The sequence below is a fragment of the Marinobacter sp. KMM 10035 genome, assembly GCF_046537445.1.
Classification (GTDB): domain Bacteria; phylum Pseudomonadota; class Gammaproteobacteria; order Pseudomonadales; family Oleiphilaceae; genus Marinobacter; species Marinobacter sediminicola.
Genome location: NZ_JBBVMG010000001.1, coordinates 1,672,729 through 1,698,703, shown reverse-complemented (window position 1 = coordinate 1,698,703; position 25,975 = coordinate 1,672,729). Strand labels below are relative to the sequence as shown.

Annotated in this window: 22 protein-coding genes; 9 read left to right on the top strand and 13 right to left on the bottom strand. The window is 54.2% G+C overall.

All coding sequences use genetic code 11. The annotated features are described in order from the left end of the window. From mutL to AADB16_RS07625, 4 genes are all read right to left on the bottom strand, one after another. The gene (gene mutL, locus AADB16_RS07640) at positions 1-1,911 is read right to left on the bottom strand and encodes a DNA mismatch repair endonuclease MutL (RefSeq protein WP_410802435.1); all 1,911 of its coding nucleotides are present in this window, start codon (positions 1,909-1,911) and stop codon (positions 1-3) included. A gap of 21 nt (positions 1,912-1,932) precedes the next feature. Continuing rightward, positions 1,933-3,264: an N-acetylmuramoyl-L-alanine amidase gene (locus AADB16_RS07635; RefSeq protein ID WP_410803615.1), complete on the bottom strand. Its 1,332-nt coding sequence runs from the start codon at positions 3,262-3,264 to the stop codon at positions 1,933-1,935. 69 nt (positions 3,265-3,333) lie between these two features. Further along, on the bottom strand, positions 3,334-3,831 hold the full coding sequence (tsaE, locus tag AADB16_RS07630) for a tRNA (adenosine(37)-N6)-threonylcarbamoyltransferase complex ATPase subunit type 1 TsaE (RefSeq protein ID WP_410802433.1): 498 nt from the start codon (positions 3,829-3,831) through the stop codon (positions 3,334-3,336). Then, the gene (locus AADB16_RS07625) at positions 3,828-5,381 is read right to left on the bottom strand and encodes an NAD(P)H-hydrate dehydratase (protein WP_410802431.1); all 1,554 of its coding nucleotides are present in this window, start codon (positions 5,379-5,381) and stop codon (positions 3,828-3,830) included. Before AADB16_RS07625 ends, tsaE begins: the two co-directional genes overlap by 4 nt. A gap of 147 nt (positions 5,382-5,528) precedes the next feature. Between AADB16_RS07625 and queG the strand changes: the two genes are divergently transcribed. Beyond that, positions 5,529-6,608, top strand: coding sequence for a tRNA epoxyqueuosine(34) reductase QueG (queG, locus tag AADB16_RS07620; protein WP_410802429.1), 1,080 nt, complete (start codon positions 5,529-5,531; stop codon positions 6,606-6,608). Here the strand turns inward: queG and orn are convergent. Further along, positions 6,603-7,145, bottom strand: a complete 543-nt coding sequence (gene orn, locus AADB16_RS07615; RefSeq protein ID WP_410802427.1) for an oligoribonuclease — start codon at positions 7,143-7,145, stop codon at positions 6,603-6,605. The two genes, queG and orn, sit on opposite strands and share 6 nt — an antisense overlap. Positions 7,146-7,465: 320 nt before the next feature. Here orn and rsgA point away from each other — a divergent pair, with 320 nt between their 5' ends. Next, complete coding sequence (gene rsgA / locus AADB16_RS07610) at positions 7,466-8,521, top strand: small ribosomal subunit biogenesis GTPase RsgA (RefSeq protein ID WP_309045185.1); 1,056 nt, start codon at positions 7,466-7,468, stop codon at positions 8,519-8,521. A 20-nt stretch (positions 8,522-8,541) separates the two neighbouring features. Here the strand turns inward: rsgA and motB are convergent, their stop codons facing one another. Further along, positions 8,542-9,501 carry a flagellar motor protein MotB gene (gene motB / locus AADB16_RS07605; RefSeq protein WP_410802425.1) on the bottom strand — a complete coding sequence of 320 codons (960 nt, stop codon included), beginning with the start codon at positions 9,499-9,501 and terminating at the stop codon, positions 8,542-8,544. A gap of 25 nt (positions 9,502-9,526) precedes the next feature. Continuing rightward, positions 9,527-10,378 (bottom strand): flagellar motor stator protein MotA, encoded by an 852-nt coding sequence (gene motA, locus AADB16_RS07600; protein WP_298448398.1) that lies wholly within the window; start codon positions 10,376-10,378, stop codon positions 9,527-9,529. Positions 10,379-10,576: 198 nt separating this feature from the next. Between motA and asd the strand changes: the two genes are divergently transcribed. Then, positions 10,577-11,440 (top strand): archaetidylserine decarboxylase, encoded by an 864-nt coding sequence (gene asd, locus AADB16_RS07595; RefSeq protein ID WP_410802423.1) that lies wholly within the window; start codon positions 10,577-10,579, stop codon positions 11,438-11,440. Here asd and epmA read toward each other — a convergent pair. Both epmA and efp read right to left on the bottom strand, forming a co-directional pair. Further along, positions 11,426-12,394: an EF-P lysine aminoacylase EpmA gene (gene epmA / locus AADB16_RS07590; RefSeq protein WP_410802421.1), complete on the bottom strand. Its 969-nt coding sequence runs from the start codon at positions 12,392-12,394 to the stop codon at positions 11,426-11,428. The two genes, asd and epmA, sit on opposite strands and share 15 nt — an antisense overlap. 7 nt (positions 12,395-12,401) lie before the next feature. Further along, complete coding sequence (gene efp / locus AADB16_RS07585) at positions 12,402-12,974, bottom strand: elongation factor P (protein WP_309045181.1); 573 nt, start codon at positions 12,972-12,974, stop codon at positions 12,402-12,404. 45 nt (positions 12,975-13,019) lie between these two features. Between efp and epmB the strand changes: the two genes are divergently transcribed. The 3 genes from epmB (at position 13,020) to AADB16_RS07570 (ending at position 18,386) form a co-directional block, all read left to right on the top strand. Continuing rightward, entirely contained in the window at positions 13,020-14,069 is a 1,050-nt protein-coding gene (gene epmB, locus AADB16_RS07580) for an EF-P beta-lysylation protein EpmB (RefSeq protein ID WP_410802419.1), read from the top strand. Positions 14,070-14,294: 225 nt separating this feature from the next. Continuing rightward, complete coding sequence (locus AADB16_RS07575; protein ID WP_410802417.1) at positions 14,295-16,103, top strand: GTPase; 1,809 nt, start codon at positions 14,295-14,297, stop codon at positions 16,101-16,103. 198 nt (positions 16,104-16,301) lie between these two features. After that, positions 16,302-18,386, top strand: coding sequence for an EAL domain-containing protein (locus tag AADB16_RS07570; RefSeq protein ID WP_410802415.1), 2,085 nt, complete (start codon positions 16,302-16,304; stop codon positions 18,384-18,386). A 17-nt stretch (positions 18,387-18,403) separates the two neighbouring features. Here the strand turns inward: AADB16_RS07570 and serB are convergent, their stop codons facing one another. Next, on the bottom strand, positions 18,404-19,636 hold the full coding sequence (serB, locus tag AADB16_RS07565; protein ID WP_309045177.1) for a phosphoserine phosphatase SerB: 1,233 nt from the start codon (positions 19,634-19,636) through the stop codon (positions 18,404-18,406). Further along, positions 19,633-21,954: a DNA topoisomerase IV subunit A gene (gene parC, locus AADB16_RS07560; protein ID WP_410802413.1), complete on the bottom strand. Its 2,322-nt coding sequence runs from the start codon at positions 21,952-21,954 to the stop codon at positions 19,633-19,635. Before parC ends, serB begins: the two co-directional genes overlap by 4 nt. A gap of 281 nt (positions 21,955-22,235) precedes the next feature. On the opposite strand from parC, the gene AADB16_RS07555 reads away from it, so the two are divergent. Continuing rightward, positions 22,236-22,499, top strand: a complete 264-nt coding sequence (locus AADB16_RS07555; protein ID WP_298448427.1) for a hypothetical protein — start codon at positions 22,236-22,238, stop codon at positions 22,497-22,499. Between the two features lie 211 nt (positions 22,500-22,710). Then, positions 22,711-22,920, top strand: coding sequence for a hypothetical protein (locus AADB16_RS07550; RefSeq protein ID WP_410802411.1), 210 nt, complete (start codon positions 22,711-22,713; stop codon positions 22,918-22,920). Positions 22,921-22,950: 30 nt separating this feature from the next. Here AADB16_RS07550 and AADB16_RS07545 read toward each other — a convergent pair whose 3' ends face one another. Further along, a complete protein-coding gene (locus AADB16_RS07545) occupies positions 22,951-23,532 on the bottom strand; it encodes a YceI family protein (RefSeq protein ID WP_410802409.1) in 582 nt (193 codons plus the stop codon). A 55-nt stretch (positions 23,533-23,587) separates the two neighbouring features. Continuing rightward, positions 23,588-24,148, bottom strand: a complete 561-nt coding sequence (locus tag AADB16_RS07540) for a cytochrome b (protein ID WP_410802407.1) — start codon at positions 24,146-24,148, stop codon at positions 23,588-23,590. 544 nt (positions 24,149-24,692) lie between these two features. Here AADB16_RS07540 and AADB16_RS07535 point away from each other — a divergent pair. Next, a complete protein-coding gene (locus AADB16_RS07535; protein ID WP_410802405.1) occupies positions 24,693-25,973 on the top strand; it encodes an EAL domain-containing protein in 1,281 nt (426 codons plus the stop codon). Positions 25,974-25,975 lie beyond the last annotated feature (2 nt).

Genomic DNA, 25,975 nt, shown 5'->3' with positions numbered 1-25,975 from the left:
CTAGCGCCCCCGCAGAAACAGCTTGTCCAATTCCCCAAGCGTAACCAGTGTCCATGTGGGGCGCCCGTGGTTACATTGGCCGCTGCGCTCTGTCGCTTCCATATCCCGCAGCAGGGAGTTCATTTCCGGAACGGTTAGCTGCCGATTGGCTCGCACCGACCCGTGACAGGCCATGGTACCAAGCAGTTCATGGGTAACCGCTTCAACGCGATCACTCTGGCCATGCTCGATCAAATCAGACAACACATCCCTTACGAGCTGTTCTGTATCAGCGCCTCGCAGAAGCGCCGGCACCTGCCTGATGGCCAGGGTTTCTGGCCCGATACGCTCAATCTGCAAGCCTAACTGCTGCAAATTATCACCATGGGTTTCGGCCAAGGCGGCTTCTTTCTGGCTGACCGCAAGTGATAAGGGCACCAACAGCGGCTGGCTCTTGAGATCCTGTTCAGCCAGCGCTCGCTTCATTCGTTCGTAAGTAATGCGTTCATGGGCGGCGTGCATGTCCACAACGATCATTCCGGCGCTGCTCTGGGCCAGAACGTAAATGCCGTGCAATTGGGCAATGGCATACCCCAGAGGTGGTTCTTCGTTGCTGCCCTCACCGCTTGACTGATCCAGCGGCGCAGCCGCCGTGGCGCCAAACGACACCGACTCTTGCGGACCACTGACACCACCGCCACCAAGGGAATTGTAGAAGGCCATCTGGTCACTGGCTCGCCACTCCTGTTGAGGCGCTGGCTGCCCGCCAAACCCGGATGCTGGCGCATGTTCGCCTGCTGACGGAATGGTAGGCTGCCCATTCCAGGGTTGTTGCGACCCATACCCGGAACCAGCACCGGCCACCTCGCCTTGCCCGGCCGTTTCACGACCGAACGACTGCGCCACAGCGCCCCGAAAGTGGTCATCCGGCCGCACGTCGGCCAAGGCTTTATGCAGAGTTCGGAAGATAAAATCGTGCACCAGTCGACCATCACGGAAGCGCACTTCGTGCTTGGTCGGGTGCACGTTTACATCAACAGTAGCGGGGTCGACTTCAAGGTAAAGAACAAAAGCAGGATGGCGGTTGTTGTAAAGCACATCCCGGTATGCCTGACGCACAGCATGGGCGACAAGGCGATCACGGATTACACGGCCATTAACAAAGAAATACTGCAAATCAGCCTGGCTGCGGGAAAACGTAGGTAATGCGACCCAGCCCCAAAGGCGTAAACCAGTGGCCTCAGCATCAATCACTACCGCACTATCAATAAACTTTTGCCCGCATAGGGCGGCAATGCGACGCTCTTTGTCGAGCACGGAATCCGCTGGCCGGAGGTTGTGCACAACCCGCTGGTTATGGCGCAAGGTAAAACCTGCATCAAACCGGCTGAGGGCCTGGCGGCGCACGCACTCTTCCACGTGATTGAATTCGGTTTTCTCGGTACGCAGAAATTTACGCCGTGCCGGCGTGTTGAAAAACAAATCCCGCACTTCAACCGTGGTGCCGACAGGGTGCGCAGCCGGAGAGATTCGGGCGTCCATTTCCCGGCCCTCTACCTCCACTTTGGACGCTGCCTCACACCCCTCGGTTTTCGACGTCAGGGCGAGCCGCGACACGGAGCTGATACTGGCCAGGGCTTCGCCACGAAACCCGAGAGATGCCACGGATTCCAGATCATCAAGACTGGCAATTTTGCTGGTAGCATGGCGGCTTAGCGCCAAAGGCAAGTCGCTTTCGGCAATACCGCAGCCGTTATCACGAACCCGGATCAGTTTTACACCGCCCTGCTCTACCTCAACCTCGACGCGGTCTCCGCCAGCGTCGAGTGCGTTTTCAACCAGTTCTTTAACAACAGATGCGGGGCGCTCAACCACCTCACCGGCAGCAATCTGGTTTGCCAGCCGCGGCGAGAGTAATCGGATGGAGGGCATGTTTCGGGGCTACCTCTTAAATCAGGATGAGGGGATACGAATGGTTTGACCCACCATAACACGGTCATCCCTCAGGCCGTTAAACTGCATCAGTTCGCTTACCGTTGTCTGGTTGTCACGAGCCACCCCTGACAGGGTATCGCCGCTTCGCACCCGATACTTGCTGATGCGCCCGCTGCCTTGGCCATTCTGTTTCTGCCACGCGAGCAAGGTGCCCGGCGGAGGCGTTTTCTGGAAATACTGATTAATACCTTTCACGATGGCTCCTGCGAGCTTTTTGCGGTACCAGTCTGTAGACAGATTTTTCTCTTCCTGAGGATTGGAGATGAAGCCCGCCTCGACAAGAATGGAAGGAATATCCGGAGATTTGAGAACCGCAAACGCTGCCTGTTCCACGCCAGGCTTGTGCAGGTGCGCAACACCATTCAGCTCGCCCAGTATCGAACTGCCGACACCAAGGCTCGCATTGATGCTGGCCGTCATGGAAAGATCAAGCAAGACACCTGCCAGCATGTCATCGCGACCGTCTAGCGACACTCCTCCAGTGCCACCGATCAAGTCAGAGCGGTTTTCGCTCTGGGCCAACCAGCGTGCCGTTTCACTCGTTGCACCGCGCTGAGAGAGGGCAAATACGGACGCCCCCTTGGGCTGCGGCGTGCGGAAGGCATCTGCGTGCACAGATACAAACAGATCAGCACTGTACTTGCGGGCCAGAATGGTACGATTTCTCAAACCGATATAGTAATCGCCGGTGCGGGTCAGCTTTGCGGTATAGCCCGGCTGTTTGTCGATCATATCCTTTAGGATATGGGCCATTTTCAGCACCACGTCTTTTTCTCTGGTACCTCTTGGGCCAATAGCGCCCGGGTCTTCGCCCCCGTGGCCTGCATCAATAACCACAATCACGTCGCGCTTTCCCGCCGAATCATGAGTGACCGTTGGCTGGGTCGCTTTATCGAGGCGGCTGCCACTCTCATCAATCAAATCCAACACCAGACGGTGGCCATACTGTTGGTTGGGCTCAAGCTGAAAACTCCTGGGCTTGATGTCGCTAGCCAGATCGAGCACCACCCTCAGGTCGGTGCCGTTCCGTGGCGCACTTCGAATGCGACGGATCGGGCTGCCAGCCAAGTCGAGCTTGTCGAAATCTGTTCTCAGCCGGGTATTTTTGAGATCAATCACCAACCGCGAAGGATTGCTCAACGCGAACATGTTGTGTTCAACCTTGCCTTCGGTATCCAGAACCAGCCGCGTGTGATCCGGGGCTGGCCAGATGCGAATGCCTTCCACCTGTGTGCCAGCCTGCACATGGAGGGATGCAATCAGCAGCCAGATGGACGCCAAGGCCACCATTACGTTTATCGTAAGCTTATGTCTTTTCATACAGCGTGCCTGTTTATTCTGCTGTCCAGTTTCGGCCGGTTAATGGTCCGGCCCAATCAATTCCAGTTCATTCAATAGTGACGCACCCAACTCGGAACAGGCCCGAACCACTGCCGACCGCCCTTCGCCCTGATGTTCAAGATGGACTTCGAGATCCGCGTCCGGGAGCAGGCCTTCGCCACGCTCTGGCCATTCGATAAGACAAACACTCTGGCCGGTGAAATAATCCCGGATACCCATGTATTCCAACTCCTCTGGGTCGCCCAACCGGTAAAGATCAAAATGGTAGGCGGGAGGCGTCAAATCTTCGTATGGCTCAACCAATGTATAGGTGGGGCTTTTCACAGCACCCTCATGCCCAAGGGCCCGAATAACTCCGCGACTGAGCGTGGTTTTACCCATTCCCAAGTCACCTTCCAGGAATACGATTAACCCCTGACCTGACTCTTTCGCCAGGCGGGCAAGTTCACGACCCAAGGCCTCGGTTTCAACCTCACCGTCCAGAAAAAACCGGCGCTCATTCCCGAAAACAGTCATTCCGCCTCCTTGTCGCAGCTAACGCCCGGCTCAGCTTCCCGGAAGACCTGCGGCAAGACATCAATTACGTCAGTGGGTATCAACCCCATATACCCCTTATCTACCGATGCTCTGGTTGCAGCTTCAAGGTGTACAACTGCGCCCATTGCGGCAGCTTGAGCGGGCGACTCAATCATTTGTGCATAAAGTGCACCGATAATCCCCGATAGAACATCGCCCATGCCTCCCGTAGCCATACCTGGATTACTGCCACCGGCAACATCCACCGCCGCCTCGCCAGAGGCGATAACCGTACCCGCGCCCTTGAGCAAAACCACACCGCCATAAAGGGATTGCAGTCTAGCGGCCGCAGCCACGCGATCTGCTTCTATTTCCGGGACCAGACAATTCAGCAGTCTGGCGGCCTCGCCCGGATGCGGTGTCAATATCTGGTTGTTGGCTGGAACGGCCACTCGTGTTGAAAGCAGGTTCAGTGCATCTGCGTCCAGAACTCGCGGCTTCCCACTTTCTACAACCTGTTGCAGCATCTGCTGCCCCCATGCGCTTTGCCCCATACCGGGGCCACAAACGACAACCGTTGCGGCGGCCAGCAGCGAAGGCAATTCCGAGCCGTGTATCAACCCGTGAACCATCACCGATGGACATCGCGCAAGCGCAGCGGTTACATGCTCGGGGCGTGTTGCCAATGAAACCAATCCCGCACCAGAGCGGGCCGCGGCCTCAGCCGCCAATATACCTGCGCCGCCAAAGCCTCGATCCCCTGCCACTATCAGAACATGCCCAAACTGCCCTTTGTGGGCACTAGCCCGGCGCTTGGGCAGCCAGCTCTGAACAGCTCTCCAGCTCCGTAGTGTGGCCACCGGGGCTTCTCCGGCATGTGTGTCTGTACCCAATGCCTCAAACACCACATCACCACATACCGACGGCCCCTGCCCGGTATACAGACCAGACTTACGGCCGATAAATGTAACGGTCATGGCTGCCTGAACGACTTCACCTTTAGCTGCGCCTGTTGTGGCATTCAGTCCGGAAGGAACATCAACTGCCAACACCGGAAGCCCGGCATGGTTACTGCGAGCAATAATGCTGGCAAAGGGCTCTCTCGGGGCGCCAGAGGCACCGGTACCCAGCATGGCATCAACAATAAGCCCGGAGCGTTCAAACAAACTATCCAGCCCAGGTTCGCCGATATCTGCCAACGCCCGCACCTCTACGCCATCAGCAACCGCTTTTTGCCAGGCCTTGCGGGCATCTCCGCTCAGTTTTTCCGTGGAGGCAACCGCAATACAGTCCACAGCCAAACCATCCCGCAGGGCATTTGCCGCTACGAGGTACCCATCACCGCCGTTATTGCCTGCACCACACAGAACCAGCAAGGACTCCACCCGCGGCCAGCGCAAAACCAGTCTGCGGAACGCTGCATGAGCGGCAGACTGCATCAGGTCAAACCCATCAACACCCAGCTGCTCGATAACATGCTGATCGATACGGCGCACAGAATCGGCGGAAAACAGCGCATCTGATAAACTGCCTCCAGCGTGCTGTGGCATGAGCCTTTGCTCCCGTTACAGAAACCGGTTTAAGAAAATTGGCCAGCTATCTGTAAAGCATAGCAAAACCGTGGAAAAGGTCATAACTTAATCAAATTAAATATCTGTACCCTCAGCCTAATAACGGCGGGTACGTCAGTGGTACTTATGAGCACAATAGGCAAGGACACTTCCCCAGCGCCGGAACTGGCTGATTTACCTGAACTTATCCGGCAGTGGGCTAAAGAACTCGGGTTTTCCGATGCGGGCATTACAACGGCGGATACCGGTGAGCATGCCCAGCGCCTGCAGGATTGGCTCGACAAAGGCTATCAGGGGGAAATGGAATACATGGGCCACCACGGGGACAAGCGCTATACCCCGGCCTCTCTGGTACCTGGAACCACCCGCGTTATATCTGTACGCATGGATTACATGCCTACGCCAGACAGCCCGAAAGAAGCGCTTACTAACCGGGAAGGTGCCTATATTACTCGCTATGCCCTTGGCCGTGACTACCACAAGCTGATCCGGAAACGGCTGGCGACTCTGGCGAAGAAGATTGACGATGCGGTAAGCGGCTATGACCACAGGGCCTTTGTAGACAGTGCTCCTGTTCTGGAGCGAGCACTTGCGCAAAGAGCGGGGCTTGGCTGGATCGGCAAAAACAACATGCTCATTCATCCCAAAGCGGGCTCGTTCTTTTTTCTGGGGGAAATATTCACCAGCGCGCCACTGCCGATAGACCCTGCCTTTGAAACCGATCATTGTGGCAGTTGCTCTGCGTGTTTGGATAAGTGCCCAACCGACGCTTTCGTGGGCGCTCGCGTACTTGATGCCCGACGCTGCATCAGCTACTTGACCATTGAGCTGAAAGGAAGCATTCCGGAAGACTTGAGAGCACCCATGGGCAACCGTGTTTTTGGCTGTGATGACTGTCAGCTTGTATGCCCATGGCAGAAATTCAAGAAGCCGACGCAGGAGGATGACTTTCAGCCACGGCACGGGCTGAACAACAGCTCTTTGGCTGAGCTATTTTTGTGGACTGAGGAAGAGTTTTTGAAGCGCACTGAGGGTTCAGCTATTCGCCGCACGGGGTATGAGGGCTGGTTGCGAAATTTGGCGGTGGGGCTAGGCAATGCGCCTTCGACTATTCCGGTGATCGAGGCGCTTAAACAACGCGCGAACCACCCTTCCGAGATGGTCCGCGAGCATATTCAATGGGCGTTAGCCCGGCACGGCTTATAGTTTGAAGAAGTGTTCGCGGTAATGGCGCAGCTCTTCAATAGAGTCGCGGATGTCGTCTAATGCCAGGTGGCTGCCTTTCTTTTTGACGCCTTCGAGTACATCCGGGCGCCAGCGGCGGGCCAGTTCTTTTACGGTGGAGACGTCGAGGTTGCGGTAGTGGAAGAAGTCTTCCAGCTCTGGCATGTATTTCACTAGGAAGCGGCGATCCTGGCCTATGCTGTTGCCGCACAGGGGGGACTGGCCTTTTTCCATGTGTTCTTTGAGGAAGGCGATGGTTTGCTGCTCGGCTTCGGCTTCTGAAACCTTGCTTTCCTGAACGCGTTTGGTGAGGCCGCTTTCGCCGTGGGTGCGGGTGCACCATTCGTCCATGGCTTCGAGCAGGCTGTCGGGCTGGTGTATTGCGATGACTGGGCCTTCAGCCACCAGATTCAGTTCGGAATCGGTGATGATGGTGGCCATTTCGATGATGCGCTCTTTTTCCGGATCAAGGCCGGTCATTTCCAGATCAATCCAAACCAGGTGGTTGCCTGCTGACATTCTGCTTTCCTCGTTCATCAAACATCGGTGGCGAGTGGAGTGGCCCCTTGCTTTCCGGGAACCGCTACGAGCACGTCCATGTGCGCTTGTCGTCGGCCATCCATGGCCGCCGGCATTCCCGGAAAGCAAGGGGCCACTCCACTTCAAAATTTGGTGATATCCCGAATGGCTCGGGCAGCCTTATCTGGATAAGACACTGCACTGCCCGGAGCTTCGGTGATATGTTTTCTATTAATCGGCTGAGTTAAAGCCGCACAAAATTTATTCCCGTATGATGGCATAGCAACGTCACCACTTACATCCGTGTTAACAGAGACCTTATGGCAAAACGGCAACTGAACAAGCAACAGCAATTCCGGATCAAGAAGATTCAGGAGGAACGTGCGGCCCGTGCAGCTCGTAAAGAAAAATCAGTTCAGGCGCAGGCCGATGCCGGTGAGCTGGGGCCTGAGCAGGAAGGGCTGATTATTGCTCACTACGGGCAACAGCTGGATGTTGAGGCGTTGGAAGGCGAGCGCAAAGGCGATGTTGTACGTTGTTTCGTTCGGGCGAATATCGACAGCCTGGTGACGGGAGATCGGGTGGTTTGGCGGCCGGGCAAGAATGAAACCGGGGTGATTGTTGCCCGCTGCGAGCGTGATAATTTACTGCAGCGACCGGATAACTTTGGAGCGGTGAAGCCGGTCGCGGCGAATATTGATCATATTATTCTGGTGATTGCACCAGAGCCGGAGCCCCACGACAATTTGATTGACCGGTATCTGGTGGCCTCTGAGATTACGGATATTCCCGCCGTTATTTTGCTGAACAAGACGGATTTGATCACCGATCAAAACCGGGAACAGATTGATGCTCTGCTGGCGCGCTATGCGGCCTTGGGTTATGAGATTGTGCGCACGTCTGCCGTGCAGTTCGATGGCGCGCCTGCGCCGGAGGTTGAGGCGCTGGTTAAGGGCAAAACCAGTGCGTTTGTGGGGCAGTCAGGTGTTGGTAAGTCGTCGATTATTCAAACGCTGATGCCCGATGAGGCGATTCGTGTGGGTGCGGTTTCGGAGAGCACCGGCAAGGGGGTGCACACTACTACCACAGCCAAGCTGTTCCATCTGCCAATGGGTGGCGATTTGATCGACTCGCCGGGTATCCGGGAATTTGGCCTGTGGCATATGACACCACAGGAGATTGAATACGGGTTCCGGGAGATTCGCGAGGTGATGGGATACTGCAAATTTCGCAATTGCCGTCACCTGGGGGACCCAGGTTGTGCTATTGATGCAGCTGTGGAATCGGGCACGCTTAGCCCGGAGCGGCGGCGCAGTTTTCATCGTATTCTTCAGGACATGGCGGAGCAGCAGTCGCGGGGTTTAAAAGCCGATTGAGCCCCAGTTTACCGGGCGATTTACCAGTTTAGCTCGCCCGGCGCTGGCTCTTCTTTTTCTTTCTGCCAGTCGCCACTTTCCAGTTTTTCCATGGCTTTTTTCTGCTCTTCTTCTGAAGGAACCGTGAGATCAATCAGGGGCGCGCCCTTGGCACTGGCACTGCTGTGGATGCTGCTTATGGTTTTCTTGTTAAGCACAATGATGGAAATACGGCGATTGATGGGCGCTGTTGGTTCATCTTGATCAAACAGCACGGAATCGCTCAGTCCGACTACCCTCGCAATCTGCTGAGCGCGCACGCCGCCCGCTACCAATGCCCGGCGCGCGGTGTTGGCGCGGTCTGCTGAAAGCTCCCAGTTCGTATAACCTGGACGGCCACCAAAGGGGGTGGCGTCGGTATGACCGGTAATACTGAGCTTGTTGTCCACAGCCCCCAGAGTTTTTGCCAATTCAAACAGGATTTCCTGTGAATAGTACTTTAGTTCGGCCCTGCCGCTGTCGAACATGGGGCGACCGGAGCGATCCACAATCTGGATCCGCAGACCTTCATCCGTGATATCAATCAGAAGCTGATCTTTGAACTCTTTCAGGGTTTCGTTTTCTTCGATTCGCTGCTTCAACTCCTGGAACAATTCTTCCATGCGGCGCTGCTCGAGGGTTTCTGCCAGCGTATCAACCACCTCATCAGCAATCACAATGGGATTTGCTTCAATGTCCTGACTGGACTCGTTAACAACAGAAGCACTGCCTCCCAGGTCTACGGGGTTGGGCGTACCACCTTCGGTAAACCCGACAGGATCGCGAAAATAACCTTCAACTGCTTTAATCTGCTCAGGTGAGGCAGTTGCGGTGAGCCAGAGCACAAGAAAGAACGCCATCATCGCTGTCGCAAAGTCGGCAAATGCTACCTTCCAGGAACCACCATGATGGCCCGCGGCGACGACTTTTTTCCGTTTGATGATTATCGGCTGCTGTTCCACAAATATACTCCGGGCTCAGCCTGCGTTATTTGGCACGCACATGATCGTTCAGTTCCTGGAACCCAGGTCGCTTGTCTGTAGGTAATGCTTTTCGACCAAACTCGATGGCCATTTGAGGCGCCTGCCCTGAGACCGTCGCAACAATAGCGGATTTGACGCATTCATAGGCCTTGAGTTCGTATTTTGCCGCGTGCTCCATGGCGATGGAGGTAGGTCCAACGAAGCCGTAGCCCATCCAGATGCCGAGAAAAGTACCCACGAGGGCAGCGGCAACACTCAAGCCAATGCGCTCCGGCCCTTCGCTCAGGAAGTTCATGGTGATAACTATACCGAGGACCGCCGCAACGATACCCAGACCAGGCAAGGCGTCCGCAATTTTGTTTACGGCGTGGGCGGGCTCTTCAAGTTCATGCTGGCGACTGTCAATTTCGTTCTCCATCATGCCCTCCAACTCGTGGGTGGCCATGTTACCGGCACTGATGATGCGCAGATAATCTGTAATAAAGTCGAGCAGCGCCCGCGATTTCATAACGGCTGGGTAACGGCTGAATATCTCGCTGGACTCAGGGTTATCAATATCCTCCTCAATGGACATAACACCCTGCTTGCGGGACTTATCGAATATCTCATAGAGCAAACTCAATAAATCCATGTAATAGGATTTATTGAACGGAGAGCCTGTCAGGAGGCGCAATATGCCAGCGAACACCTCCTTCACGGTATGCAGCGGATTGGCAATGATGAACGAGCCGATAGCTGCACCAAAAATGATGATCAGCTCTGTCGGCTGCCACAACACCATAAGGTTGCCGCCGTGGAGAACGTAGCCACCAAGAACGCTGGCGATAACAATGACTGAGCCGATAATAAGTAGCATGGGTAAATCGTACGCCTTTATATTGTGGTTACAGGCTAGCGCCGGTGTTGATCACAGCGGTTCTGGACAGATGATAGCAAGCCTCTGCAGTATCCGCGAAGCCATGACACAATTTCTATACATGATCGCGCCTACGCAACACTCTTGCTGCAGTATTTGGTAAACTTCGCGTCTTCGAGTACAGAGGATCTCATTTAAATGTTCGACAAGCTGTTTATTCTGAGTCAATACGTCACTCCGCAGCTTGCGGTTTCCCGCACTGCAGGCCGTTTGGCGGATTATGATCGCTCCCCTGCGCTCAAAAACCGGGTCATCAAATGGTTTGTGAAACGCTATGGCGTAGACATGAGCGAAGCCGCGGAGCAGGATCCAACTGCCTACTCGAGTTTTAACGCTTTTTTTACCCGCGCACTCAAGCCGGGCCTTCGCCCTGTCGCCGAGGGCAAAGGTACGTTTGTCAGCCCGGTAGATGGCGCTATCAGCCAGATTGGCCAGGTAGCTGGAGACCGGGTTTTTCAGGCGAAGGGCCAGTCTTTCAGCCTGTTAGAACTGCTAGGCGGCGACGCTCAGCGCGCCGAACCTTTCCATGGAGGCGAGTTTTCTACTATTTATCTTTCGCCCAAGGATTACCACCGTATTCACATGCCAATGGCGGGTACGCTTCGGGAGATGATTTATGTTCCTGGCAAGCTGTTTTCAGTAAACCCGGCTACTGCGGAGAATGTGCCTAATCTGTTTGCGCGGAATGAGCGGGTAGTTTGTATGTTTGATACAGCAGCCGGGCCAATGGCGCTGGTGCTTGTGGGCGCGATGATTGTGGGTAGTGTGGAGACACCGTGGGCAGGGGTTGTGGCGCCCAATAGCAGGGGCGTTAAGGCGATTACCTATGAGGGCGAGAGTGCTGTTTCGTTTGCTAAAGGCGAGGAGATGGGGCGCTTCCGCCTGGGCTCTACGGTGGTGATGGTTATGCCTAAGGGCAGTGTTCGCTGGAATGCGGATCAGGTAGCGGAGAAGGTAGTTCGCATGGGTGAGGCATTTGGGGAGCTCTCAAGCTCTCTCTAGTGGGAATGCCAAGACGTCTGCTATGTTGCGGGTTCCCACTTTCAACATCAGCAGACGATCAAGCCCTAGTGCCACGCCGGCGCAGTCTGGCAAGCCGTGCTCTATTGCTGCCAGAAAGGCTTCATCGATCTCCATTTCAGGCTTCCCATTAGCGATTCGCAAACGGTTGTCTGCCTCAAAGCGGGCGCGTTGTTCGTCTGGATGGGTGAGTTCCCAGTAGCCGTTACATAGCTCAATGCCGTCGATATAAAGCTCGAAACGGTGAGCTACGTCGAAGCCGTCTACGCTGGAGATTCTGGCCAATGAGGCCTGTGATGCAGGGTATTGGTTTATGAATACGGGCGTTTCAGTGCCCAAGCTGGGCTCGACGGCGAAGCTCATTAGCAGGTCCAGGCAACCGTCGCGGCTGAGGTCTTCCAGCTGCTCGGGCTCTAGCCACTCACGGCAACGCTGGTGCAGATCTTTTTTTGAGACCACAAAGGGGTCGATTCCGGCCCAGGTGATCATTGCTTCACGGTAGCTTATTACCTGTGGCCTGGGGCATTGCAGCCAACCGCATACAAGGTCGGCGACTTCTTCCATCAGGGCTTTGTCGCTAAAACTTGTGCGGTACCATTCCAACATCGAGAATTCAGGGTTATGGCGGCTGCCACGCTCGCCGTTCCGGAAGACTTTTGATATCTGGTAGATGGAGTCGGAACCTGCGGCCAGCAGGCGTTTCATGTGGTATTCCGGAGAAGTTTGTAACCAGCCGCCTTTAATACCCTGAGCATCTAACTGCGCAAATATGCCATCAAGATTGGGTTCGGTTACGCCGCAGCGGCCCAGTATCGGGGTTTCGACTTCCAATACGTCGCGCTGGGCAAAAAAGCCACGCACAAAGGCTGACTGTTGTGCGCGGCTTTTCAAGGCTGCCCGGGTGGCAGTGGGCTGCCAATCAGGCTGATTTCTCATGTGGGAATCAGCTTTTCACCCGGTTCATGTACTCACCGGAACGGGTGTCGACTTTCAGTACTTCACCGATGGTGATGAACAGGGGCACGCTTACAACTGCGCCAGTAGAGAGCGTTGCGGGCTTGGAGCCGCCCTGCGCTGTATCGCCTTTCATGCCGGGGTCGGTTTCAACCACTTCCAGCTCAACAAAGTTTGGCGGAGTGACTGTCAACGGTGCACCGTTATAGAGCGTAACTGTGTATACGTCTTGCTCTTTGAGCCACTTGATAGTATCGCCCACAGCTTTTGCGTCTGCAGCGTATTGCTCAAAAGAGCCATCGGTAAGCATGAAGTGCCAGAATTCTCCATCGGTATAGAGATATTCCATATCGTGATCCATCACGTCGGCCGCTTCGAGGCTTTCGCCAGACTTGAAGGTGCGATCCCACACGCGGTTAGTCATCAGGTTGCGTAGCTTGACCCGGTTAAACGCCTGCCCCTTACCGGGTTTTACAATTTCGTTCTCTACGATTATGCAGGGGTCGCCATCCAGTAATACTTTAAGACCGCCGCGAAATTCGTTGGTAGAATATGAAGCCATGAAATGTCCACCTGCCAAAATGCTGTTTAATTTTCAAAGGCCTCTATGATACAGCGAACCCCTACCTCTATAGAAGCCCGGCTTTCAGACGATGACAATCGGAGCTGGCAACAGCTGCTTTCTGACTCGATCACTTCACCATGGGAATTGCTGTCGCGCCTGGATCTGCCCGCGGATCAATGGCTGGCTGGTGCTGAGGCGGGGCACCAGTTGTTTCAGCTAAGGGTGCCCGAGCCGTTTCTGGCGCGAATGGAGAAAGGCAACCCGGCAGATCCGCTGCTGCGGCAAGTTCTTCCGCTTCACGCCGAAACAGTTGCGGCACGAGGTTTCGTTACCGATCCTCTGCAGGAAGACGGAGCCATCCAGACCACAGGCTTGATCCGCAAGTACCGCAGCCGTGCCCTGCTGATGGTAACGGGCCAGTGTGCTATCAACTGTCGCTACTGCTTTCGTCGGCACTTCCCTTACGACGAACAACGCCTGAGCCCTGCCGATCGGCAACAGGTGCTGGATACACTTGCCGCAAGCCCGGAAATCAACGAGGTCATATTCAGCGGCGGCGATCCTCTGGCGGTGAACGATCAACTGCTATCCCAGTGGGCCTCTGCCATCAGCAGCATCCCTCACATCCGTCGCATTCGCATCCACACCCGACTTCCTGTGGTCATTCCGCAGCGTGTGTGTGATGCATTGCTTAAGTGGATCAGTAATACGCCGGTGCAAGTTGTGATGGTTTTGCACATCAACCACCCCGAAGAAATCGATCAACCAACACGACGCGCTATGGGGTACCTTCGCGCAGCCGGCGTAACCCTGCTCAACCAGAGCGTTATTCTCAAAGGGGTCAACGATGACGCAGGGGTGCTGGAGAGCCTGAGCGAAGCTCTATTTGACGCTGGCATTATGCCTTACTACCTTCATGCGTTTGATCCGGTCGCTGGTGCGCAGCATTTTGACGTTACGGATGAAGAAGCCCGACTACTGGTTAAGGATCTACTCGCCAGACTACCCGGTTTCCTGGTACCAAGACTGGTTCGCGAAATTCCGGGAAAGCCGGCAAAAACACCCATTGACCTCTTTGTCGATGGCCGTTGAGGCCACATATCTGAACGGGCTGTAACTAAGATGTCAAATATTGTCAACATGTGATTTTCTAGCTTTCTTACACTAGTTTGCTATTTTAAAGTCCAGTACTGTCTAAATTGTAGAAATATGTATTTACGGCGTTTTCCTGACTAACCGACACATTACAGCAGCCGTTGCTGCGCGGGTTAAGCGGGGCCGTATTACCAAACCTTGTCCTGATATTGGCGCATATTCATGGAAGGCACGATCCTCAAACCCGATCTCCGTGTTCCCGAACAGAAAACGGCAAGTCTGTCGTTCTGCGATACAACGCCCAAGGCTTTCAAGGGCTGGATTGGCCAGCTCCCTATGGCCAACATTGGCGAAGTATCGCGCCAGCTCTATCACGCGATTATCGAGCTCAACCACCTGTTTCTTGCGCCCCAGCAACGCCTCCAGTTTCTTGAGTTGGTTCGTGACAAGATTCACTTCGTGTGCGAGGAGTTGTCACGCCATTATTTGGGACTCGCGATCGCCCTGCCCGAGAAACAACGTAAAATTGCCAATCTGTCTCAGGCACTTCAACTGCATCTCGCCAGCGGTTACAAGCTTTGCCTTCTGGAAGCGCTTGACGACGGCGGGCTGGATAAAAACCGCAAGCTGATTGCAACTGCCATTCATCGAGCTACCTCTGAGCTTGCCTCGACCGTTCTGCGCTCGCACCAACTCTATTGCCCCAGCCCCGCACAGAGCTGGCTTGAGTGCCACCGCATGTTCCGGTTTGCTCATCGCAACAAGCTTGCCGACATAGCGGTAGAAGACAGCACCCTCAAACAGAGGCAAGCCAGCACTGTCGCAGACAGCTACAAACGCCTACTGCTCCTCGGTTGCGCCAGACCCAACCAGCTCAGGCAGTCAGAACTGCTTCAAGCGTACGACCTTTTTGAGGGCTGGACAGAGCACTCTCAATGTGGAACCAACATCAGTGAAGACAGCCTTTTTGTTGTCAACCTGGAGCGGGACAACTCTCCGGTTTACAGAAGCCTGCTAGAGCACAAACCTGGCGAGGAAAGCTTTGGTTTTGACACCAGAGAGCTGGCCACCATGATTTCCGAGAGTCTTGATGCAAGGCTCCGCCAGCAGCCAGCCCCGGAGACACTAAAGATTCCGGGCAACGTTAGCGACACACTGCTCACTCACCTGAGCCAGGCTCTGGGCATTTTGGCGAAGAGAAATTTCAACCGGATTGCCAGCCAGGGAACGCTCGAGATTTGCGTGGGGCTGACTGCTGCCCACTATTTCATTGCAGGTGAAAAATCGTTTACAGAGTTCGTGTCCGGCAATGACAACGGCCCGGAGGATGAGGAGAACGTTTTTATTCGCTCATCCCGCAAGCGCGCAGATGCCTGGGGCAGCGCTCACGATGTAGCGCCGAGCGATGACCGCCTGCACGCGGCAGACTCACCAATAAACTTTCGCGGCAGCTTTGGAAATACCCCCACAACCACAACCGATAAAAACCGGCCAAAGTCACACTCCACGCTGCTGGTAAACACCAGCCCCGGCGGTTATTGCGTTTCATGGGAGGCCAGCGTTCCGCCCTCCATGCAGGCCGGAGAGATTCTTGGTGTTCGGGAGCAGCGCTCACACCCCTGGAGTATTGCGGTGGTCCGCTGGATTCGGCAGGTCAAGAATCAGGGAACTCAAATCGGCATTGAACTGCTTGCACCCAGCGGATCGCCCTGCGGTGTCCGCCTTCTTCAGAAGGTCGGGAATAGCAGCGAGTATCTGCGCGGGCTTCTGCTTCCGGAGATCAGTGTGGTCAACCAGGCTGCTACGCTCATTACACCCAGACTGCCTTTTCAGCCCGGCAGCCGGATCTCCATGCTGCACGATGGCCGGGAAGACCAGGGGCAGCTAATTAAAAAAGTATCATCGACCGGTAGCATCAGCCAATTTGAACTTAAACTGCAGAAAAACACCGCCGCATCCGCACCTGCCAGCACTTCATCGCCGGCAGGTGCCAGTGAAGACGATTTTGATTCTCTGTGGCCATCTTTGTAATCTTTTCCGGCGGGTTGCCCAGCAATCCGCCGGAGACTTGTTATTACGCCACAACCCCTGCATCATTCAGCGATAGCTATAGTGATAGTCCGGTCTCGCAGCACCAGTTCACAGTTTCCAACAAGATACTGTATCCAGGGTAGATTACTCTTCTGCCGTGGCCGGCCCCGCCAACCTGTATGACGAGACGCCTAAGGAATGCAGAAACAGAACCCGACCGTACACCTCTTGATTCTCGACCCTTCTCAGAATGATGCAGAATCTCTGATTAGTTTGCTGAGAAACGCAGGCAAAGCCACAAGAGCACATCGCATCACGTCCGAAGAGGATCTGGAAGAAGCCCTCAAAAGCGGCAACTGGGATCTGCTACTAGCCCGGGATCTGGAGCAGGAATTCACAGCAGACGATACTTTGGCCATGATAAAACGCATGGACAAAGACATCCCCTGCCTGGTTCTGACCGCAGAGGAAAGCCGTGAAAGAACCGTTGCTGTCATGAAGGCCGGCGCTCAGGGAACTGTACAGTTTGAGCACAGCGATCTTCTTGTGCTCACGGTCAAGCGCGAACTGCGGGCCCTTGAAGACCGCCGCCGCCGCCGGGCGTTAGAGTCTCACCTGCGCGAAGCGGAGCAGCGGTGCCAACTCCTTCTGGAAAGCTCTAAAGACGCTATCGCCTATATTAATGACGGCATGCATATTTATGCCAACCAGTCCTATCTGGAATTTCTCGGCTACGACGATATTGATGATTTGATGTGCACCCCGGTTCTGGACACTCTGACGTCCGAGAGCCAGGCAGACTACAGGTCGTTCATGAAGTCGTTTACCGAGAACAGCGAAGATAGCATGACGCTTAACTGCACAACCAGGCGCAGCGATGACCATGAGCTGAATGTAACCATGTCAGTGTCTGCGGCAACCTACGACGGTGAAACCTGCACCCAGATTGTTCTTCAGCCCGAGCACAGCGATGCGGAACTGGAAGAGAAACTGAGGGAGATCAGCAGTCAGGACCTTCTTACCGGCCTGTTTAATCGCCAATACCTGATGAAAGAACTCGAGCAGGCGATTGCCAAAGCTGGCAAGGACAATGAAACCGGCGCGCTGGCCTACATCGCTCTCGACAACTTTATGTCCATGAAAAGCGACGTGGGCATCTCCGGTGCTGACCTACTGCTAGGGGATCTGGCCAGCCTTCTTAAAGAGCAGGCTGGAGACGACTTCATGCTGGCACGCCTGAGCGATGACGCGTTTGGCTTACTGAGTCTTCCCTGCGATGAAAAATCGATGATCGCCAGGTGTGAACAAGTCCGCAAAGCTGTGGATGAGCACCTGTTCGATATTAACGGCCGTACTGTTCCACTGAGCGTCAGCATTGGCATTGCATCCATTACCGAAAACTCACCTAAAACGGAAGAGCTTCTGGCGCGGGCCCATGTTGCGTCTTCAGAAGTGCGCAAGCAGGAAGGCCGCTCTCAAGGCAATGGCATCGGGGTTTACAATCCAATAGATCACGAATCACTGGATGACAGCAACTCCATTGACGCCATCCTGAAGGCGTTGGACGAAGACCGGTTCAAGCTCCTGTTCCAGCCAATTATAAACCTTCGCGGTGAAGGCGAAGAGCATTACGAAGCCTTCGTTCGAATGCTCGACAAGGATGAGAAAGAAGTCTCACCGTACGATTTCCTTCCCCCTATGGGGCCAAGCGATACCGCCATCAAAATTGACCGATGGGTTATCCTGCAGTCCGTAAAGCAGTTGGCCAGCCATCGCGCCAGAGGCAAGGATACGCGCATGTTCCTTAACGTGACGGCCGAGACAATACAAGACAAAACGTTTACACCCTGGCTGAGCGTGGCACTGAAAGCAGCACGCTTGCCTGGCGATGCACTGATTTTTCAGATCCGCGAGGGCGATGCCAACAACTATACAAGGCAGGCCAAGGAACTAACCAAAGCCCTGCACGAGCTTCACTGCAAGGTCTCTATTGCCCAGTTCGGCTGCGCACTGGATCCTTTCCTGACGCTGAAACACATAAATGCGGATTATGTGAAAATAGACGGCTCGTTTACGGAAGAACTGCAGAAGAGTGACAAAGCCAAGGAGCACATGAAGGAACTGGTAAAGAGCCTGCAAAGCGCGGGCAAACTCACCATTATCCCTCTGGTAGAGAACGCCAGCATTCTTGCCACCCTATGGCAGGCGGGCGTGAACTACATTCAGGGCTACTACCTGCAAGCCCCTGCCGCTGAGATGAATTACGACTTCGGCGATCACTGAGCCTGAAGGGCGCCGGCTCACAAACCGGCGTTCTTCAACCCCTGGTTGGTTTCACTTTCACGAAACCCAATCAGATAGAGAATAGCGTCCAGGCCAAGCGTTGAAATAGCATGCCGGGCAGACTCCTTAACCAGGGGCTTTGCCCGGAAGGCAACGCCCAGGCCAGCTTGGCTCAACATAGGAAGATCGTTGGCACCATCCCCCACAGCAATAACCTGCTCCCGGGAGATATGCTCTTTACCCGCAATTTCCAGTAAAAGCTCTGCTTTACGCTTGCCATCAACAATCTGGCCGGAAACCTCACCGGTTACCTTGCCATCCCGGATCTCCAGTTCATTGGCATAGATATAATCAATGCCCAGTTTGTTCTGCAGGTGCTTGGCGAAATAGGTAAAGCCACCGGAGAGAATTGCGGTGCGGTAGCCCAAGGCTTTCAGGCTCCGGATCAGATGCTCCGCACCTTCTGTCATCTTCAGTCGGCTGGCAACCCGTTCCAACACAGATTCATCCAGGCCCTTAAGCAATGCCAGGCGCTCTGCGAAGCTCTGGCTGAAATCCAGCTCACCCTGCATCGCACGCTCGGTGATCTCCGCGACCTGCTCACCCACACCCGCCTCAAGAGCCAACTCATCGATCACTTCGGCTTCAATCAGGGTGGAGTCCATATCAAACACAACCAAGCGGCGATTACGACGGAAGATAGAGTCTTCCTGGAATGCGATATCTACATTCATCTCGCCTGCTATGTGCAGGAAATCAGCCCTGAGCTGTTCAAGGTCTAATGGCGTGCCTCGCACCGAAAATTCTACGCAGGCAATCCCGTCACTCGACGTGTTAAGTGATGGCCTGGCCGACAACCTGGAAATATTATCAATATTCAATCCATGCCGGGCGGTAATGGCAGATACTCTGGCAATCTGTTCGGCCTTGATGTCTCGGGAAAGCAGGGTAACGATATAGCAGGCTCGATTACGGCCTTCAGCCCAGTTCTGGTATTCCTCGATGGTAATCGGAGCAAACCTCACCTGAAGATCCAGAGCGTGAAAGCGGAACAGCAGATCACGGATCACCGGCGAGGATTTCGACTCGTCCGGAATCTCGATGAGAATGCCCCAGGTAAGGTGGTCGTGGATTACCGCCTGGCCTATGTCGAGAATCCGTACGTCATAACGCCCCATAATCCCGGTAATTTCCGACGTAAGGCCGGGCTTGTCGCGCCCGGATACGTTAATCAGAACGAGCTCACTCACGATTGGAAATCTCCATTTTCAGAACTCTCCAGCTTGGAGCTTTCTTCTTCCTTTGCCCGGGCGGCAGAGGGGATCACCTCAATCGCATCAACACGCTGCAGGCCACGGGGCAACTTATGCCCGCGCCGGCCGCGTTCCCCAATATAGTGCTCAAGATCGGCAAACTGCAGCCCCATCTTGCGCTTGCCTGCCCGAATTTCCAGCTGATCATCCTCAGCGAACACAGCTACAGCTACGACATATTCCTCGCGGCTCTGCACCCGTGCGGAGGGGATACTGATAATTTTGTTGCCCTTGCCCTTGCTCAGTTCCGGTAGCTCACTGAGGGGGAACACAAGCATCCTGCCCTCATTGGAGATTGCACCCAGATAGAGCATTTTGTCAGTAGCAGGAATGACGACCGGCGACATGATTTTGGAGCCTTTTGGCACGCTGACTACCGCCTTGCCGTTCCGGTTTTTGCTGATCATGTCATTAAGCGACGTCACAAAGCCGTAACCACCATCGGTCACCAGCAGCGCCTTGCGAGCCGGATCACCCATCAAGAGACCTGAAAAGCTGGCCCCCGATGGTGGATTGATCCTGCCCGTAAGCGGTTCGCCCTGCCCCCGCGCCGATGGCAGGCTATGGGCCATCAATGAGTAGGCTCGGCCAGTAGAATCGATAAAAATAGTCTGCTGGTTATTACGCCCTCGGGCCGCCAGAGCGAAGCCGTCTCCCGATTTGTAGCTCAGTCCGTCCGGGTCTATGTCATGGCCTTTGGCCGCTCGCACCCATCCCTTATCAGACAGCACAACGGTAACCGGATCGTTGGATACCAGGTCATTCTCACTGAATGCCTTCGCCTCTTCACGCTCAACAATGGGCGAACGGCGATCGTCGCCATATTCTTCAGCGTCGGCCAGCAGCTCGCTTTTAATCAGATCACTTAAGCGAGTTTCAGAACCCAGAATGGATTGGAGCTCATCCCGCTCCGCGGCCAGCTCGTCTTGCTCGCCGCGGATTTTCATTTCTTCGAGCTTCGCCAGGTGCCGCAACTTCAGTTCAAGGATGGATTCGGCTTGCTCCGGAGACAGCCCGAACCGCTCCATAAACACTAACTTGGGCTTATCTTCCGTACGGATAATATGAATAACTTCATCAATATTCAGGTAGGCAATCAACAGGCCTTCAAGAATGTGCAAGCGCGCCAGAACCTTATCCAGGCGGTGCTGCAATCGACGGGTCACGGTGGTACGCCGGAACGCCAGCCATTCCGTAAGCATCTGGTGCAGACCTTTAACACCGGGGCGGCCATCATTGCCGATCACGTTGATGTTCACGCGATAGGTTTTTTCAAGATCAGTGCTGGCAAACAGGTGCGCCATGAGCCCGTCGAGATCCACTCGATTCGAGCGCGGCACAATCACCAGCCGGGTCGGGTTCTCATGATCTGACTCGTCACGGAGATCCGCCACCATGGGCAGCTTTTTGGTTTGCATTTGATGAGCAATCTGCTCGAGAACACGGTTCCCGGAAACCTGATGCGGCAGATCGGTTACCACAATCTCACCGGTCTCCCGCACCCAACGGGCACGCATGCGCAGAGAGCCACGGCCGGTCTGGTACATCTGGAGCAGATCTTTTCGAGGTGTAATGATCTCCGCGTTAGTAGGGAAATCCGGCCCCTTAACATGCTCACACAGTTGCTCAACCGTTGCCTCAGGCTCGTCCAGCAGCCGGATACAAGCCGCGGTGACTTCCCTTACGTTATGGGGAGGTATGTCTGTCGCCATACCCACGGCGATGCCAGTAGTGCCGTTAAGCAGCACATGGGGCAGCCTTGCAGGCAGTACTGAGGGCTCATCCATGGTGCCATCGAAGTTTGGCACCCAGTCTACGGTTCCGTGCCCGAGCTCTGTCAGCAAAAGATCAGAAAAACGTGCCAACCGGGATTCTGTGTAACGCATGGCCGCAAAGGATTTGGGATCATCTGGCGCCCCCCAGTTACCCTGGCCATCCACAAGCGGATAGCGATAGGAGAAAGGCTGCGCCATAAGCACCATGGCTTCATAACAGGCGCTATCTCCGTGGGGATGGAACTTACCAAGAACATCACCCACGGTACGGGCCGACTTCTTGTATTTGGACGTAGATTTGAGGCCCAGCTCTGACATGGCGTAAATAATGCGCCGCTGAACCGGCTTCAGCCCATCCCCGACATTGGGAAGCGCGCGGTCAAGAATGACGTACATGGAGTAGTCGAGATAGGCCTTTTCCGTGTAATCCCGGAGTGATACCCGCTCAAAGCCTTCATCCGTGGTCTGAAACTCTGGCATGGATGCCTCTTTTGTTGCCTGTATTGCCTGATTTGAAATACGTTCGTGATGCTACCCTGTACGCCCTGAATAATCACGGGGCCGGTGCAGTGGAACATTATATGGAGCGCAGAGCTGATACACCAACAACCTGCAGATATATCAGCCGGAACATCTCATTCACGCCTCGTTCGCCCTCTTCCAATAGCGGAATTCCCGCATGGAGAGTCTGTAAGGTGCACCGTATGCTCCTAATCAATGATGAATAGAAGACCGTTTTCCCTTCAATCAAGCGGAACACTATGAAACCCAATCTTAAAGCCTGTGGGCAAGCGCTGACTACGGCGATAGTAAATGCGGCATTGGCTGTCGCTCTGATGCTTCTTGTAGAGTTTGCAATCAGTGGCAGTTTTCAGGCTCCCGCTCCTTACCTTTGGGCTGGCCTACTTATCGGGCTTGTTATTTTCGCCGCTCAGTTCTGGCGTCAACGTCACCTTTGCCGTTCCTGCAAAACCGACCAGGACTCACCAGCAACACCCCATTCGAGCCTGCATTCCGACGCGTAGCGTCCTGAAAAAATGACCTGCCTCATTGTACTTTTGGTTTAATACCTGACACCTGACACCTGGCTCAGCGCTGCTAAGATTTGAGTAAATCCCAGCAGACACATGAGCTTACCATGGCCACAAGCAAACGTTTCGGGCTGCGTTCAAGAATTGGCAGCAATCTGCTCGCAAAGTCATAAAGCTGGCGGAGGAAGACCAATCCGAAGAAGCCATGACCAGAATTACTGACATGAATACCAGCGTTGCCTCAGCAACCGAAGAGCAAACCCAGGTGGTTGACGAGATCAACCGCAGCATCACAGAAATCAACGATCTGGCATCTGAAAGCGCGACAAGATCAAAAGATATTGATGGCATCAGCCAATCACTTGACGGGTACGCACGAGAGCTGGAGAAACAAACAGGCAGATTCCGGGTTTAGCCCCGGAACCTGCCTTGGCAGGAGTACGACTTACTGACGAACGCCTTCGATAGAGATAGTAATCTCTACAGTCTCGGAGGCTTCGCCAAGGCTTGCAGGGATACCAAAGTCTTCAAGGCGCAATTCTGTTTCTGCCTCAAAGCCCATGCGGTAGCCGCCCCAGGGATCTTTTCCGTGGCCCAACATTTCCGCTTCCAAGGTCACCTCGCGGGTTACGCCGTGCAGCGTAAAATCACCCACAATATCCGCCTCGCCATCTTCATCAACATTAACTCGCTTACTCTTGAAGCTCGCTTCTGGAAACTTACTCACGTCCAGGAAGTCTTTGCTGCGCAAGTGCTTGTCACGCTCGGCATGGTTGGAGTCCAGGCTGGCAGTATCGATAGTTACATTCACCGTGCTGTTTTCGGGGTTTTCTTCATCGTAAACGAACTGACCATCAAAATCGTTGAAGCGGCCATAGAGCCAGCTGTATCCAAGATGGGAGATTTTGAATGTGATGAACTGATGGGCACCTTCTTTGTCAAAAGCATAGGTTCCACTAGCTTCATTTGCTTGAACACTCCCCACCAGAGCCATGGAAACGGCAGATGCGAGCAGTAACTTCTTCATAAAATTCTCCTTTAAGTAAAAAGAAATGCGCCAACTCAGAGCAGCATCGATAAATTCAATCATTCCGTCGCGCCGGAACCAACATCCGGCGCAGGGTTTCGTCCCGATCCATGAAATGGTGTTTCAGGGCGCCAGCAGCGTGCAAAGCGGCCAGCCCAACCAAAGCCCAAGTGCTCCAGTAGTGCACCAACCCTGCGGTATCCTCAAGGCCTTTAATCTGGCCCGTGACCGACGGCACTTCAAACCAGCCAAATACGCTTATGGATGAACCGTCGGCGGTTGAAATCAGATAGCCGCTCACCATGGCTACGAAAATCAGAACATACAACAAGCCGTGAGCTGCGTGGGCACTCAAAACTTCCCAGCGTTTGTGCGCCGAAATCGAATCCGGTGATGGAGTAACCAACCGCCAAAGCAATCGGAGCGCCATCAGTGCAAATAACAGAATACCGACACTGCGGTGAATGTCTGGACCGCGCCGGTACCACTCGTCGTAGTACGACAGGTCAACCATCCAGAAGCCCAAAGCAAACAAGCCCAAAACCGCCAAAGCAACAACCCAGTGGGCAACAATAGCCAGCCACCCATAACCAGCAGACGTATTTCTTATTTGCATAGCAACCACGGCCTCCCTATCCACGCTATCAGTTTGTGTTTAAAAGTATATGAAGCCACGTCTTTAAAGGAAATCGGAATGTTTTGCGCTCCATCATCAAATATTTTGATGATGCCTTCGCGGCCGTGAAAAAAGTCTTGACTTTGGTCGCATACGGATTGTACGGATTGTCGAACTCCATGAATCGAGTACACTTTCCTCATACTTGGAACGCCCCTGCGGGGGATCACATTGAATATGGAGAACAGGACATGGAACTCGAATTCGACGAATCCGTTGTAATCCCTAGCAACAACTGATTATTCGGCGGCTCTTGTTTTAAAGGGCCGCCAAAATCACCTGCAACAACAATGACTCCACAAAGCTTACAGCCTGTTTCAGATTTATTCATGAAACGGTGGTAATACTGCGCATTTTTTGGCAATCTCCTCCAACTATCAGTTTACTCTGGCTTTTTCTGTTCATAGCCAACACTGGTCAGTGATCGTTCAAGTGCGTTTTGCAACAGCACTTGATGCATTCGTTCAATGATTCGAAATACACTATGCAGCCAGCAACCATCCCGGAAACATTGACGGATCCCGAGGTTGATCTGATATCGCAGATGCTCCAAAGAGACGGCGACTCTTGGACCGCGTGCTTCCGTGGCCTTATATTGAAAACGGCCCTTCAGCCGATCTACAGCATTTCACACAAGCGAACCATTGGCTACGAAGCACTGATACGGGCACAGGACCCGGACCTTTCAAACGTTCTACCAATACACCTATTCGAACTACCCTCTTCCGATGCGGAAAACCTGCTACTTGACCGGCTCTGCCGATACCTGCATATGCAGAATTACAGCGGCATCGAAGATCAACTCAACTGGCTGTTCCTGAACGTTTCTCCTCGGGTTGTCACTAGCGGCAGCCAAACAGATTCGTTTTTCGGCAACCTTCTGGCGAAGACGAAGCTGCCACCCCACCGGATCGTAATCGAGATTGTTGAACAGCCAACCGACGACGCTGACCGCCTGCGCGAAACCGTCGCCTATTACCGAAAGCTTGGCTGCCTTACAGCCATTGACGACTTCGGTGCTGGACACTCAAACTTTGAACGCATCTGGAATTTGTCACCCGACATAGTGAAGCTGGATCGCAAACTGCTAACCCGGGCCACTGAAGATCATAAGGCGCGACAGATTCTGAACGGCATTGTTTCATTGTTGCATCAGTCAGGATGTCTGGTCTTGCTGGAAGGTGTTGAAACCAACGATCAGGCGATGATTGCCATCGATGCCGGCGTGGACTTTGTTCAGGGATTTTACTTCTGCCGGCCCAGTATGGATCTGGCCAGCCTCTCAAATGCACCCACTGATTTCGATCAGCTGCTACAAGACTATAAAGCAAGACACCAAATCACCCAGGACCCGGCCCGCTATTTGTCGGATTTCTTCTGGAACGACTTTCAGAACGTCACTAAATTACTGCAGGCTGACACCCCCATGGCCCAGGCGTGCAACGATCTGTTGAATCACAGCCCTGTATCGCGCTGTTACCTTGCGGATGACCAAGGGGTTCAGTTAGAAGATACTCTGATATCTGACACCGGAACCCGGGGGCTGGACCCGCGCTTCAAGCCCCTGGAAAGTACCAGCAAGGCAGATTGGTACCGGCAGCAGTATCTCCGGCAGGCGCTGGCTCAGCCTGGCAAGCTTCACGTTACCACCCCCTACCTGTGTGTAACGGGCGCCTATATGTGCGTTACATTGTCCTTGTGTTTTACCCACCGCAACAAACAGCGTGTGCTTTGCTGCGACATTCTGGCAAACGCCCCTCTGTAGCG